The sequence below is a fragment of the Paenibacillus aurantiacus genome (assembly GCF_042431225.1).
In the GTDB taxonomy this organism is placed as follows: Bacteria; Bacillota; Bacilli; order Paenibacillales; family Paenibacillaceae; genus Paenibacillus_Z; species Paenibacillus_Z aurantiacus.
In genome coordinates this window covers 33700-47604 of sequence record NZ_JBHMDO010000043.1, presented here as the reverse complement: position 1 = coordinate 47604, position 13905 = coordinate 33700, and the positions used below count along the sequence as shown (strand labels likewise).

Here is a 13905-nt window from a genome sequence, read left to right as displayed (position 1 = left end):
GTCAGGCAGAGGGACCTCCGCTATACTTGAGTTACTTATTTCTTATCGGTCAATGGCCTTGAACAGGAAGTTCATTTCGAGAAAGCAAGATTTCGCACAGAGAGGGCGACCTTTCGCATGGAGCCGCTGCCTGCTTGTTTGGCGGTCCGTCGATTGGCTGGGAGTCGGCCGGGAATCGGGAGATGAGCCTTGCACCTGGGAGCCGCGCGTTCCGATCCGGGTCCGTCCATAGGGCGGCAGGGGTAGGATGCGCCGTCCGTCCGCGTTAAGGACATGGAGAAGGAGAACCGCGGAAGCGCGGCGATCCAAGCAGAGTGGAACCGCGTGCTACGCCTCTGCAGCCTTATCAGGCTGCGGAGGCTTTTTTGCATCCTAGAGACGCACTCCCCGGATAGTCTGATTTGCACCTGTTCGATCTTGGGCAGGGCATTACGCTAGACCAGGGGAACCGTCCGGCCTCAAGCGGTCACGTTGGAGAGGAGCTAACCGCCATGTTTCGCCAGATGAGAATCGATATTGAGACGGTGCTGGATAACGACCCGGCAGCCCGAAGCAAGTTCGAAGTTATCTTTACCTATTCGGGCCTGCATGCGATATGGGCGCATCGCGTCGCGCATATGCTGTATAAGCGCAAATGGTATACGCTGTCCCGAATGGTATCGCAGGTAAGCCGTTTCTTTACGGGGATCGAGATTCACCCCGGCGCCCGAATCGGCAATCGGCTGTTTATCGACCATGGCATGGGAGTCGTTATCGGGGAAACCTGTGAGATCGGCGACAATGTCGTCATTTATCAAGGCGTCACGTTGGGCGGCACGGGCAAGGAACGCGGCAAGCGGCATCCGACGATTGGCAATAATGTCGTCATCGGTTCGGGTTCGAAGGTTCTTGGATCGTTCACCGTTGGCGATAATGTGAATATCGGGTCCAACGCGGTCGTGCTTCGTCCCGTCCCGTCCAATAGTACGGTGGTCGGCAATCCAGGCCGTGTCGTCAAGCGCAACGGCGAGCGGGTCGGCGATCGGTTGGATCATACGCAGCTGCCCGATCCAGTCATTGAGATGCTGCGCGACATGCAGCGGCAAATCGATGATTTGAAATCCGAGCTCCGTGCCGAACGGGCGTTAAGAAGAAGCAGCAATAATCACGAATTAATTCCCGAAGGAGAACCTACGCTATGAGCTTGCACATTTACAATACGATGACGCGCGAGAAGGAACCATTCGAGCCTCTCGTGCCTGGCAAAGTGAACATGTACGTCTGTGGCCCGACCGTGTACGACTACATCCACATCGGCAACGCGCGCCCGGCCATTTTCTTCGATGTCGTCCGCCGTTATTTGGAATCCTCCGGCTATGAAGTGAACTATATCGTTAACTTCACGGACGTGGACGACAAGCTGATCCGCAAGGCTGAGCAGCTGGGGACCACGGTTCCCGATGTCGCGGAACGGTTTATCGCCGCGTTCAAGGAAAACATCGCCGGGATGGGCGTCCATCAGGCGACGATGAATCCGCGCGTAACCGAGCATATCCCGGAAATTCTCTCGTTTATCGAGGAGCTGGAGCGCACAGGCTATGCGTACGAAAGCGGCGGCGACGTTTATTTTCGGACGAACAAGTTCACGGATTACGGGAAATTGTCGCATCAGAATATCGAAGAACTGCAGCTTGGCATTCGGATCGAAGTGGATGAGCGCAAAGAAAACGGTCAGGATTTCGTGCTCTGGAAAGCGGCGAAGCCGGGCGAAATCGCGTGGGATAGTCCATGGGGAGCGGGGCGTCCGGGCTGGCATATCGAATGCTCAGCCATGGCGCGGAAGTATTTGGGTGATACCCTCGATATTCACGGCGGCGGTCAAGATCTGCAATTCCCGCATCATGAATGCGAAGTTGCTCAGTCGGAAGCATTGACCGGCCAGCCGTTCGCTCGATACTGGATGCATAACGGTTACATCAACATTAATAATGAGAAAATGTCGAAGTCGCTTGGCAACGGCATCACGGTCAACGAGCTGCTGAAGCGGGTCAAACCGGCGGCCATCCGCTACTTTATGCTTTCGTCCCACTACCGCAATCCGCTCAACTTTAATGACGAGACGATCGCGCAGGCGGAGAACAGCGTGGAACGGTTCGCCAACGGGTACGGCAATTTGAAGCACCGTCTACAAGTGGCCGGCGACGTGGCGGATGAGGATTTCGGCGCCATCGAGGAGCAGGTGGAAGCGATCGTAACCCAGTTCCGAGCCAAAATGGACGACGACTTTAATACGCCGGACGCGATTACCGCCATGTTCGAGCTGGTGAGCGAAGCGAATCAGTATCTGCAGCGTCCGGTCGTAACCGCGCAGACGTTGAATATTTTCTTGGCGGCGTTCGAGGTAATCGACGATGTGCTCGGCTTACTGCCGGGTGAGACGGAAGATGGGTTGCTGGACGAAGAGATCGACGCTTTGATTGCGGAACGGACGGAAGCGCGCAAGTCCAAAAACTGGGCGCGCGCGGACGAAATTCGCGACTTGTTGGCGGAGCAGGGCATCGTGTTGGAAGATACGCCGCAAGGAATACGGTGGAAACGCAAATGAACAAGATTAACGAAGAGACTGCAGTTGCCGAGCCGGTACGTGCGGGTGACGGTTTGTGGATGCATGAACCGTCCAAGACGCCTCAGCTGCTGAATCCGGTCGTGCTGGCTTACATGGGCGACGCGGTTTTTGAAATGATGGTGAGGCAGTTCTTGATTGCGCAAACCAATCACAAGCCGCACCATTTGCACAAACAAGCGACTCGGTATGTATCGGCTAAAGCGCAGCGGCAGTTATTAGAGCGATGGTCGCCGCTTCTAACCGAGGAAGAGGCGGATATCGTGCGCAGAGGGCGCAATACCAAGTCCGGCACGCCGCCCAAGAACGCCGACCCGGCCGATTACCGGCAGGCCACGGCGCTCGAATGTCTAGTCGGCTATTTGTATTATGGCAAACAAACGGAACGCTTGCAGGAACTCATGGCCGTGGCGTTCGAAGCAACCAACGAAGGTTAAGATAAGGTTAAGGGCTTCACATTAGGAGGAAACATCAATGGCAGAACGGGAAGACGCGCAAGAATGGATCGCGGGGAAGCACCCCGTCATGGAGGCGCTGCGATCCGGGCGCGAAATTAATAAAATATGGATCGCCGAACAAGCGCAGAAAGGCGCCGGCGCCATTATCGCGGAAGCGAAAAACGCGGGCATCATCGTGCAGACGGTCGACAAACGCAAGCTCGATCAGATGGTCGAAGGCGTACCGCATCAAGGAATCGTCGCACAGGCGGCAGCATATCGGTATTTTGAGCTGGACGAGCTGATCGAACGGGCCAAAGAAAGCGGAGAGACGCCGTTCTTCCTGCTGCTCGACGAAATCGAGGACCCGCACAATCTCGGTTCGATCCTGCGAACTGCCGAATGTACGGGGGTGCATGGCGTTATCATTCCGAAGCGGCGCTCGGCGTCGTTAACGGCGACGGTGGCGAAGACCTCTGCGGGCGCGGTCGAATACGTGCCGGTGGCGCGCGTGACGAACTTGGCCCAGACGATAGACCGGTTGAAAGAAGAAGGCATCTGGATCGCGGGGACGGATTTGCAGGCCGAGCAGGACGTGTACCGCTCCAATTTCGATCTGCCGCTTGGCATCGTAATCGGCAACGAAGCGAAGGGAATCGGACGTCTCATTCGCGAGAAATGCGATTTCCTAGTGAAGCTGCCGATGCACGGCCAGCTTAATTCGCTGAACGCATCGGTTGCGGCCGGCGTTCTTATGTACGAAGTGGTGCGGCAGCGGCGGAAGGGCTAATGAAGCGGCGCGATGACGTTCTGCTCGTGGACGGCTACAACATGATCGGCGCATGGCCGATACTGGCTAAGCTGAAGGATGACAATCTGGAGGACGCGCGGGACAAGCTGCTTGACATGCTTGCCGACTATCAAGGCTATACCGGCATGGAGATCGTCGTAGTATTCGACGCTCATCAAGTCCCCGGTACGGGAGCTATGTTCAAGCAGCATCGCGTAACGGTCGTTTACACGAAGGAGAAAGAAACCGCGGATGCGTGCATCGAGCGGCTCGCGGCCGAGAAAGCCAAGCGAAGCCGCAATTTGTTCGTCGCGACGTCGGATTTGGTGGAACAGCACGTGGCTTTCGGCAAGGGCGCGCTGCGAATTTCGGCCAGAGAGCTGCTGACGGACGTTCAGCAGAATCGCAAGACGATCGAGAAGGCGCTGGAACGACCCCTCTCTAACCTCCGGAACGAACTGGACAATGCTTTAAGTTTAGACGTGCGGATGAAGCTGGAACGAATGCGCAGAGGCGAGACATAATGTAAATTGTGCAATAATACGATTTGGTGTCAAATATATTGACATCGCAAGGCGGAAAATGCCATTTTTTCAATATAAATAAAGTCTATCGCCTCTCAATTTCGTTGACGCTCTCAGGTTACATAATGTATACTGGTGCTATGTCTTTAGACAGGTACGTGTGTAATCGCCTTTTATCGATTGGCCCTACATTGACCCATTGTTATGGGCAGACTGGCCGATTCCGTCATCCTCATTACTTTACTAATGCACGCCTTTCGAACCGGAGGGATTGTTCGTGAGCATCGACCTCAAAGAGTGGAAAACGCTGGACTATGACTGCAGAACGGACGAGGACGTGGTAGAGGCGGTTCGTGAAGGTGATGGCGAAGCGCTGGAATATTTGATCAACAAATACAAGAATTTCGTCCGGGCTAAAGCTCGCTCCTATTTCCTCATCGGGGCCGACCGCGAAGATATCGTGCAGGAAGGCATGATCGGGCTTTATAAGGCGATCAGGGACTTCAAAGGAGACAAGCTGGCATCGTTCAAGGCTTTTGCTGAGCTGTGTATCACCAGACAGATCATTACGGCAATCAAGACCGCGACGAGGCAGAAGCATATCCCGCTTAATTCTTACGTTTCGCTGGACAAGCCGATCTATGACGAGGATTCTGACCGGACTTTGCTAGATGTCATCTGCGGAACAAGGGTGTCCGATCCGGAGGAACTCATCATTAACCAGGAAGAGTTCATCGGTCTGGAAGACAAAATGTCCGAGATCCTCAGCGACCTCGAGCGTAAAGTACTCATGCTCTACTTGGACGGACGCTCCTATCAGGAGATTGCCGTCGATTTGGATCGTCACGTGAAGTCAATCGACAACGCTTTGCAGCGAGTTAAGCGCAAGCTGGAACGTTATTTGGAAGTTCGCAATATCGGAGGCTAACCGCCATTATGCATGGAGCGCCAAGAGGCGCTCCTTTTTATGTTCGAATTTATTCTCGGGTTTGGATTTCCTCATATTGGTCGATACTGAGAAGTGCCAATCGGTCGAGTGGGGAGAACGGTAGAAAAGGCAGAAAAACAAAGGGGTTAAGGGTGATTGCGGCCAGCCTAGGAGACCCTTTTGCGTGCGGCTTCGACAGGAGTTTATCGTTGACACTGCCATATCGCTTGTGATAAAGTGTTTTGAGTAGCCCTAAATAGGTGTTTATTTATGGTGGGCTTTGAATCACCTTGTCGAATCGGTATGATTCTTGCTTTATCGCATAAAGAAAGCATCGAATTTAGGTTCAAGCAACGGCTTTCTTTCCCGATGATAAACCTACCTTGTCGTCGCGATCGCTTGCGGTCACGATATGGGGTTTATGTGAATTGCTAGCTCAGGAGGTGTACCAGAATGCGGGTTATTATTACGTTGGCTTGCACGAATTGCAAACAAAGAAACTATGCAAGCTCCAAAAACAAGCGCAATCATCCGGACCGCATCGAGATGAAGAAGTTTTGCAAGTTCTGTAACGAGCATACTCCTCATCGCGAAACGAGATAGGATCTGGAGGTGTTGACATGGCATTTCTGGCTAAGATGAAGCAAAGCTTCGGGTCGACGTTTTCTTTCTTCTCCGACAGCTACGCAGAACTTAAGAAAGTTCGCTGGCCCAGCCGTAAAGAGCTGACAAGCTATACGCTCGTCGTGCTGTTTACGATCGTGGTAATAACAGTTTACTTCTGGGTTCTTGACATCGGGATCTCCGAATTGGTCGAACTGATTGTGTAAGAAGAGTCAGAAGGTGGCTTGTTATGGAAAAGAGATGGTATGTAGTTCATACTTACTCCGGCTATGAGAACAAAGTAAAAGCGAATTTGGAACGTCGGGTTGAATCGATGGGCATGGAAGACAAGATTTTTCGCGTCCTCGTGCCAATGGAAGAAGAAGTGGTAAACAAAGACGGGAAGAAGAAAACCGTCATGCGTAAAGTTTACCCTGGCTACGTCCTTGTCGAAATGATCCAGACAGACGATTCGTGGTACGTTGTTCGCAATACGCCGGGCGTGACCGGATTCGTAGGATCGACCGGTTCGGGTTCGAAACCGACTCCATTGCTGCCAGATGAAGTGGATCAAATCCTCAAGCATATGGGCATGGAAGAGCCGAAACCGAAGATTGAGTTCGAGCTAAAAGAAACGGTTCGCGTTATGGTAGGTCCATTCGCCAACTTCGTTGGCACGGTGGAAGAAATTTTGCTCGAGAAGAGCAAACTCAAGGTTCACGTCAACATGTTCGGCAGGGAAACGCCGCTTGAGCTGGACTACACTCAGGTGGAGAAGGTATAATTCAAGTTTGTAAGTCGTCTACATAGGCGTCTTGCGTTTGAAACATGCTGTTCTTGCTGCAAGTTGATTATTTGTTGGAGGAGGTGTACAACATGGCAAAGAAAGTCATCAAGTTGGTCAAATTGCAAGTACCAGCAGGTAAAGCGAACCCGGCACCGCCGATCGGTCCTGCACTCGGTCAAGCAGGCGTTAACATCATGGCGTTCTGTAAAGAATTCAACGCGCGTACAGCTGATCAAGCTGGCCTGATCATTCCGGTCGTTATCACTGTATTCGAGGACCGTTCCTTTACGTTCGAAACGAAAACGCCACCGGCTGCCGTTCTCCTTCGCGTTGCTGCGAAAATCGAGAAAGGTTCCGGCGAACCAAACAAGAAGAAAGTTGCTACCGTTAAGCGTGCGCAAGTTCGCGAAATCGCGGAGCAAAAAATGCCTGACCTTAACGCAGCTTCCGTTGAATCGGCAATGCGTATGATCGAAGGCACAGCACGCAGTATGGGCGTTGTCATCGAAGACTAATTCTTCGAAGACGGTTCATAAACGTGCAATAAGGCACGCCTGAGTGCGTTGCCTGCCGCAGTTCTGCGGCAAGTGGGAGGATCTCCGCATCATGGGAGCTTTTCCGTTAAAACCACATAAGGAGGAGAACTTCAAATGGCTAAACACGGCAAGAAATACAGCGAAGCTGCTAAGCTTATCAATGGCGAAGCGACTTACGAAGCAGCAGAAGCAATTGAACTCGTGAAAAAGGCCGCGACTGCAAAGTTCGACGAAACTGTCGAAGTAGCTGTTCGCCTGGGCGTTGATCCGAAGAAGCAAGACCAAGCTGTTCGTGGCGTCGTGGTACTTCCACACGGTACGGGCAAAACAAAACGCGTTCTCGTTTTCGCAAAAGGCGAAAAAGCCAAAGAAGCGGAAGCAGCTGGCGCGGATTATGTTGGCGATGCTGACGTAATCAACAAAATCCAACAAGGCTGGTTCGAATTCGACGTTTGCGTCGCAACTCCGGACATGATGGCTGAAGTTGGTAAACTCGGACGTATTCTCGGTGGTAAAGGTCTCATGCCGAACCCTAAAGCGGGTACTGTAACGTTTGACGTTACGAAGGCTGTTCAAGAGATCAAAGCCGGTAAAATCGAGTATCGTCTCGACCGTGCAGGTCAAATCCACGCTCCAATCGGTAAAGTATCGTTCGACGCTGAGAAGCTTGGCGATAACCTCAAAGCGCTTATCGACGCTCTGAACCGTGCTAAACCGGCTGCAGCTAAAGGGGTTTACCTGAAAAACATTGCAGTATCCTCGACAATGGGACCAAGCGCTCGCGTGAACGCGGCAACATTCCGTTAAGAGATACCGCTACCCAACATTCGAATATGCATACCGTAGACAGTAGGTGCCTCTTGCAGGCTTAATTTCCTACCGAGGTGTTATGATAAAGCGTTTGTATTGGATTTGGATCGCAAGGTTCGAATACAGTGAACAGACCGTCATGGCCTTCGCTACTTGCAAGAAGCGAAGGCCTTTCTCATGCATCGAGGAAGAAGGAATTGTCGCTACACGGGATGCCTCACAATCTTATAGGAGGTGTACAGTTTGGCAAACGCAAAGATCATCCAAGGCAAACAACAAGCCGTTGATGAGATTACGTCGAAACTGCGCGAGAGCGCTGCTACTGTAGTGGCAGACTACCGCGGTCTGAACGTTGCGCAAGTAACCGAGCTCCGCAAGCAATTGCGCGAAGCAGGCGTTGAGTTTCAAGTTCTGAAAAACTCGCTTGTTCGCCGCGCGACTGCTAACGCAGAGCTGACGCAACTGGACGACGTTCTGACGGGTCCAACTGCTGTCGCGTTCAGTAAAGACGATGCCGTAGCACCGGCAAAAATCTTGAACGACTTCGCAAAAAAGAACGACGCGCTGAAACTGAAAGGTGGCGTGGTAGATGGTGCAATCTACAACGCGGACCAAATCAAAGCATTGGCAGAACTTCCTTCCCGCGAAGGCTTGCTCTCCATGCTCCTCAGCGTACTCCAAGCTCCTATGCGCAACTTCGCCCTTGCGGTTAAAGCTGTTGCAGAGCAAAAAGAAGCTTAAGAAACAAAAACAATGCCAGTGCAGCAATGCCGCGGCATGACCAAAAATAAACCAAATTTATGGAGGTTCAACCATGAGCAAAGAGCAAATCCTTGAAGCCATCAAAGGCATGAACGTTCTTGAACTGAACGATCTCGTTAAAGCAATCGAAGAAGAATTCGGCGTTACAGCTGCAGCTCCAGTTGCAGTAGTAGCAGGCGGCGCAGCAGCAGTTGAAGAGCAAACTGAGTTCGACGTTATCCTCAACAACGCTGGCGCTTCCAAAATCAACGTTATTAAAGTCGTTCGCGAAATCACAGGTCTTGGCCTGAAAGAAGCGAAAGACCTCGTTGACAACGCTCCTAAAGCGCTGAAAGAAAAAGTAAGCAAAGAAGAAGCAGAAGCGGTTAAAGCGAAACTCGAAGAAGCTGGCGCTTCCGTAGAAGTGAAGTAATAACACGCCAACGCGTACGGTCGAACCCCTTGAAGCTATGGCTTCAGGGGGTTCGCTTTATTGAAACGGTCATGGCTATAAACGTTCGCCATACCGGTAACCGACAACGCTGTTACGACGAACGTTTATCGTTTTGAACGAATATGGAAAGTGGAGGATATCTCGTGGCGGATCATTATTACGAGAAGACGCCGACGGCCCAACATGATCGGCAAATGCATGAAACCGTACTACGCGGCTTCAAGTTCCGCTTTATGACGGATGCTGGCGTATTTTCGAAAACGGGTATTGATTACGGGAGCCGCGTGCTCATCGACAACGTGGACGTGCCGTCCAATGCAGAAGTGCTCGACGTGGGCTGTGGCTACGGACCTATCGGGCTGACGTTAGCCAGACTGGCCGTAGAGGGACATGTTACGATGGTGGATATTAACGAGCGGGCCGTTGAGTTAGCTAGGGAGAATGCCAAGCTGAATCAAATCTCGAACGCGACGATTCTACAGAGTGATTTGTTCGAAGCGGTGGGGGCTCGCCAATTCGATATCCTCGTAACGAATCCTCCGATTCGCGCTGGCAAAGCCGTCGTGCATCGTATTTTGGAAGAAGGCGCGAGTTTGTTGAAGCCTGGCGGTTCGATGTGGGTCGTCATTCAGAAGAAACAAGGCGCGCCATCGGCGGAGGCGAAGCTTGCGGCTGTGTTCGGCAATGTCGAAGAAGTGACCAAAGATAAGGGATTTCGGATTTTGAAAGCTGTCAAGGAATAATTTGAGTGCCGTTGGTAATATGTTGACTTCATATGGCTGATGTGATATCATTATAAAATGTCAGTATAAAATGGGCTCAATCTCTTTAGTTGACTAAAATGTCAAGCGGAAATTTACATGAATAGATTTCTCGTGAATGACGTATAATGTTTACATTTTGGGCAAAATTACTTGATATGAGACTTTCGCGCATTTGCGTGGAAGGGGACTGACGGAAGCGCGCTCTTTTTTCGAAATCTTCGATAAGGGCTTTTCTTTATTGGATCAGAATTTGCATGCTGCACATCGTTTCCGGCAAGGGTAAAGCTCGCGGCGCGTTGAACTGCGAGGGATTGCGCCTGCCGGAAATATGTCGCGTTCATTTCTGTGAAGTAGACATGAGGGGTGAGGTTAAGTTGGCAGGACAACTTGTTCAGTATGGTCGGCGCACGCGCAGAAGCTATGCTCGTATCAGCGAAGTGCTCGAAGTTCCGAACCTGATTGAAATCCAACAAAAATCGTACGAGAAGTTTTTGGAGAAGGACTTGCTTGAGCTTTTCCAAGACATCTCGCCGATTCAGGATTTTACAGGCAACCTGATGCTCGAGTTTATCGACTATTCGCTTGGCGAACCAAAATACTCCGTCGATGAATCAAAAGAACGTGACGTTACTTACGCGGCTCCGCTGCGCGTCAAAGTTCGGTTGATTAACAAAGAAACGGGCGAAGTCAAAGAGCAAGAAGTGTTCATGGGCGATTTTCCGCTGATGACCGAAACCGGAACTTTCATCATCAATGGTGCGGAACGGGTTATCGTCAGCCAATTGGTTCGCTCGCCTAGCGTGTACTTCAGTACGAAACTGGACAAAAACGGCAAGCGTGCATATGGCGCAACAGTGATTCCGAACCGCGGTGCTTGGCTCGAACTGGAGACCGATGCGAAGGACATCATCTATGTTCGTATCGACCGTACGCGCAAAATTCCGGTAACGGTATTGCTGCGCGCGCTCGGATTCGGTACGGATGCGGAGATTCTTGATCTGCTCGGTCATGACGAATATATCCGCAACACGCTCGATAAAGACAACACCGATTCGACAGAGAAAGCGCTCATAGAGATTTATGAACGTCTCCGTCCGGGTGAGCCGCCAACGCTCGATAACGCGAAGAGCTTGCTCGTTGCGCGTTTCTTCGACCCTAAGCGGTACGATCTCGCGAATGTCGGTCGTTATAAAATAAACAAAAAGCTCCACATCAAAAACCGTTTGTTCAATCAACGTTTGGCTGAGACGCTCGTTGATCCGTCCACGGGCGAAATCCTCGCCGAGGCTGGCCAGATGATCGATCGCCGGTTGTTGGATGAAATCCTTCCGTATCTGGAGAACAACGTAGGTTTCAAAACCTATCATGTTGCGAACGGTGTTCTGGATGCGGATAGTATTCCACTCCAAGCAATTAACGTATTCTCGCCGGTCGAGGATGGCAAAGTGACGAAGATCATTGCCAACGGTACGATCGACAAGAGTGTGAAGCATATCACGCCTGCCGATATTATCGCATCGATCAACTATTTCATTAACCTGCTGCACGGCATCGGCAGCACGGACGATATCGACCACTTGGGTAACCGTCGTCTGCGCTCGGTTGGCGAATTGCTGCAGAACCAATTCCGGATTGGTTTGTCCCGTATGGAGCGCGTCGTACGCGAGCGCATGTCCATTCAGGACGCGAATGCGATCACGCCACAAGCACTGATCAACATTCGTCCGGTTATTGCATCGATTAAAGAGTTCTTCGGCTCCTCCCAGCTGTCGCAGTTCATGGACCAAACGAATCCGCTCGCGGAACTGACGCACAAACGCCGTCTCTCCGCACTCGGACCAGGCGGTCTGACACGCGAACGCGCGGGCATGGAAGTTCGAGACGTCCATCACTCGCACTATGGGCGGATGTGTCCGATCGAGACGCCAGAGGGACCGAACATCGGTCTGATTAACTCCTTGTCGACTTTTGCGCGGATCAATGAATATGGCTTTATCGAAGCACCTTACCGGTGGGTCGATCCGAAGACTGGGATTGTAACCGAGCAAATCGCTTATTTGACAGCAGACGAAGAAGATAACTATGTTGTTGCGCAGGCGAACGCGATACTGACCGAAGAAGGCAAGTTCGCGGACGATATGGTTATCGTTCGATATAACAAGCAAGCCGATAACATTCTGACGATGCCAAGTGAACGCGTCGATTACATGGACGTATCGCCGAAGCAGGTCGTGTCCGTCGCGACAGCGCTCATTCCGTTCCTCGAGAACGATGACTCCAACCGCGCCCTCATGGGTTCGAACATGCAGCGGCAAGCGGTGCCGCTTCTCATTCCGAAGGCGCCGTTTGTCGGTACGGGCATGGAGCATAAGTCGGCTAAGGACTCCGGCGTGTGCGTCGTAGCCAAGCATGATGGTGTTATCGAGCGTGTCACGGCGAACGAGATTTGGCTGCGTCGCATGGAACTTGTGGACGGCAAGCCGGTTACGGGTGATCTTGTGAAACACAAGTTGCACAAGTTCATGCGTTCCAACCAAGGCACGTGCATCAACCAGCGTCCGATCTGCCAGAAGGGTGAGGTCGTCAAGAAAGGCGATATTCTCGCCGACGGTCCTTCCACCGAGAAAGGTGAATTGGCGCTGGGCCGCAACGTCGTCGTTGCCTTCATGACATGGGAAGGTTACAACTACGAGGATGCGATCCTGCTGAGTGAGAAGCTCGTTAAGGAAGACGTGTACACGTCCATCCACATCGAGGAATACGAGTCCGAAGCTCGCGACACGAAGCTTGGGCCGGAAGAAATCACGCGCGACATTCCGAACGTCGGCGAAGAGGCGCTGCGCAACCTTGACGAACGCGGCATCATCCGCGTCGGCGCGGAGATCAGCGCGGGCGATATCCTCGTCGGTAAAGTAACGCCTAAAGGCGTGACCGAGCTGACGGCGGAAGAGCGTTTGCTCCATGCCATCTTCGGCGAGAAAGCACGCGAAGTTCGTGATACAAGTTTGCGCGTACCGCATGGTACGGACGGTATCGTCGTCGATGTGAAAGTATTTACCCGCGAGAACGGCGATGAGCTGCCTCCGGGCGTTAACCAGCTCGTTCGTTGTTATATCGCTCAGAAGCGTAAAATCTCCGAAGGCGATAAAATGGCCGGACGTCACGGTAACAAAGGTGTCATCGCGCGTATTCTGCCGGAAGAAGATATGCCGTTCCTGCCGGACGGCACACCGGTTGAAGTCGTTCTTAACCCGCTGGGCGTACCATCCCGTATGAACATCGGTCAGGTGCTCGAGGTTCACTTGGGCATGGCGTGTAAGTATCTCGGCTTCCACGCGGCAACGCCGGTATTCGACGGCGCGCGCGAGTACGACGTGTTCGATACGATGGAAGAAGCCGGCATGCAGCGCAACGGTAAGACAGTTCTGTATGACGGACGCACGGGCGAAGAGTTCGAGCGCGAAGTAACCGTCGGCGTCATGTATATGATCAAACTGGCGCACATGGTCGACGACAAAATCCATGCTCGTTCGACAGGCCCTTACTCGCTCGTTACGCAGCAACCGCTGGGTGGTAAAGCTCAGTTCGGCGGCCAGCGTTTCGGCGAGATGGAAGTTTGGGCACTGGAAGCCTACGGCGCGGCATACACTTTGCAAGAGATTCTTACCGTCAAATCCGACGACGTGGTCGGCCGGGTGAAGACGTACGAATCGATCGTCAAAGGGGAGAACGTGCCGGAGCCTGGCGTACCGGAGTCGTTCAAAGTTTTGATCAAAGAACTTCAATCGCTCGGCATGGACGTTAAGATCCTGACAGAGAACGAAGAAGAGATCGAAATGAAAGAAATCGACGACGAGGACGACGGCCAAGGCGACAAGCTGAACCTCAATCTCGAAGGTGCCGAAGTCGGAGCCGAGTAATATAGCCTG

At 52.3% G+C, this 13905-nt stretch carries 15 protein-coding genes and 1 other annotated feature; all 15 genes read left to right on the top strand.

Going from position 1 to position 13905, the window contains the following annotated elements; genetic code table 11:
- Nucleotides 1-491 precede the first annotated feature (491 nt).
- Nucleotides 492-1181: a serine O-acetyltransferase gene (cysE, locus tag ACFFSY_RS26705; RefSeq protein ID WP_377499901.1), complete on the top strand. Its 690-nt coding sequence runs from the start codon at nt 492-494 to the stop codon at nt 1179-1181.
- A complete protein-coding gene (gene cysS / locus ACFFSY_RS26700) occupies nt 1178-2584 on the top strand; it encodes a cysteine--tRNA ligase (RefSeq protein ID WP_377499899.1) in 1407 nt (468 codons plus the stop codon). Before cysE ends, cysS begins: the two co-directional genes overlap by 4 nt.
- Nucleotides 2581-3039, top strand: coding sequence for a Mini-ribonuclease 3 (locus ACFFSY_RS26695; protein ID WP_377499897.1), 459 nt, complete (start codon nt 2581-2583; stop codon nt 3037-3039). The genes cysS and ACFFSY_RS26695 overlap by 4 nt, the downstream gene beginning before the upstream one ends.
- A gap of 37 nt (nt 3040-3076) precedes the next feature.
- Complete coding sequence (gene rlmB, locus ACFFSY_RS26690; RefSeq protein WP_377499895.1) at nt 3077-3829, top strand: 23S rRNA (guanosine(2251)-2'-O)-methyltransferase RlmB; 753 nt, start codon at nt 3077-3079, stop codon at nt 3827-3829.
- Entirely contained in the window at nt 3829-4353 is a 525-nt protein-coding gene (locus tag ACFFSY_RS26685; RefSeq protein ID WP_377499893.1) for an NYN domain-containing protein, read from the top strand. The genes rlmB and ACFFSY_RS26685 overlap by 1 nt, the downstream gene beginning before the upstream one ends.
- A 277-nt stretch (nt 4354-4630) precedes the next feature.
- Nucleotides 4631-5281, top strand: a complete 651-nt coding sequence (gene sigH / locus ACFFSY_RS26680) for an RNA polymerase sporulation sigma factor SigH (protein ID WP_377499891.1) — start codon at nt 4631-4633, stop codon at nt 5279-5281.
- Nucleotides 5282-5734: 453 nt separating this feature from the next.
- A complete protein-coding gene (gene rpmG, locus ACFFSY_RS26675; protein ID WP_183604319.1) occupies nt 5735-5884 on the top strand; it encodes a 50S ribosomal protein L33 in 150 nt (49 codons plus the stop codon).
- Between the two features lie 17 nt (nt 5885-5901).
- Nucleotides 5902-6111, top strand: a complete 210-nt coding sequence (gene secE, locus ACFFSY_RS26670; RefSeq protein WP_377499888.1) for a preprotein translocase subunit SecE — start codon at nt 5902-5904, stop codon at nt 6109-6111.
- Nucleotides 6112-6134: 23 nt separating this feature from the next.
- Nucleotides 6135-6668 carry a transcription termination/antitermination protein NusG gene (nusG, locus tag ACFFSY_RS26665; protein WP_377499885.1) on the top strand — a complete coding sequence of 178 codons (534 nt, stop codon included), beginning with the start codon at nt 6135-6137 and terminating at the stop codon, nt 6666-6668.
- 92 nt (nt 6669-6760) lie between these two features.
- Entirely contained in the window at nt 6761-7186 is a 426-nt protein-coding gene (gene rplK, locus ACFFSY_RS26660) for a 50S ribosomal protein L11 (RefSeq protein WP_377499883.1), read from the top strand.
- Between the two features lie 135 nt (nt 7187-7321).
- Nucleotides 7322-8014 (top strand): 50S ribosomal protein L1, encoded by a 693-nt coding sequence (rplA, locus tag ACFFSY_RS26655; RefSeq protein WP_377499881.1) that lies wholly within the window; start codon nt 7322-7324, stop codon nt 8012-8014.
- 15 nt (nt 8015-8029) lie between these two features.
- Nucleotides 8030-8202 (top strand) — a sequence feature (ribosomal protein L10 leader region).
- 58 nt (nt 8203-8260) lie between these two features.
- Nucleotides 8261-8758: a 50S ribosomal protein L10 gene (gene rplJ / locus ACFFSY_RS26650; protein ID WP_377499879.1), complete on the top strand. Its 498-nt coding sequence runs from the start codon at nt 8261-8263 to the stop codon at nt 8756-8758.
- A 73-nt stretch (nt 8759-8831) separates the two neighbouring features.
- Entirely contained in the window at nt 8832-9191 is a 360-nt protein-coding gene (gene rplL / locus ACFFSY_RS26645) for a 50S ribosomal protein L7/L12 (protein WP_148933615.1), read from the top strand.
- Nucleotides 9192-9355: 164 nt separating this feature from the next.
- The gene (locus tag ACFFSY_RS26640) at nt 9356-9955 is read left to right on the top strand and encodes a class I SAM-dependent methyltransferase (RefSeq protein WP_377499877.1); all 600 of its coding nucleotides are present in this window, start codon (nt 9356-9358) and stop codon (nt 9953-9955) included.
- A 377-nt stretch (nt 9956-10332) separates the two neighbouring features.
- Nucleotides 10333-13896 carry a DNA-directed RNA polymerase subunit beta gene (rpoB, locus tag ACFFSY_RS26635; protein ID WP_377499875.1) on the top strand — a complete coding sequence of 1188 codons (3564 nt, stop codon included), beginning with the start codon at nt 10333-10335 and terminating at the stop codon, nt 13894-13896.
- The last annotated feature ends 9 nt before the right edge of the window (nt 13897-13905 follow it).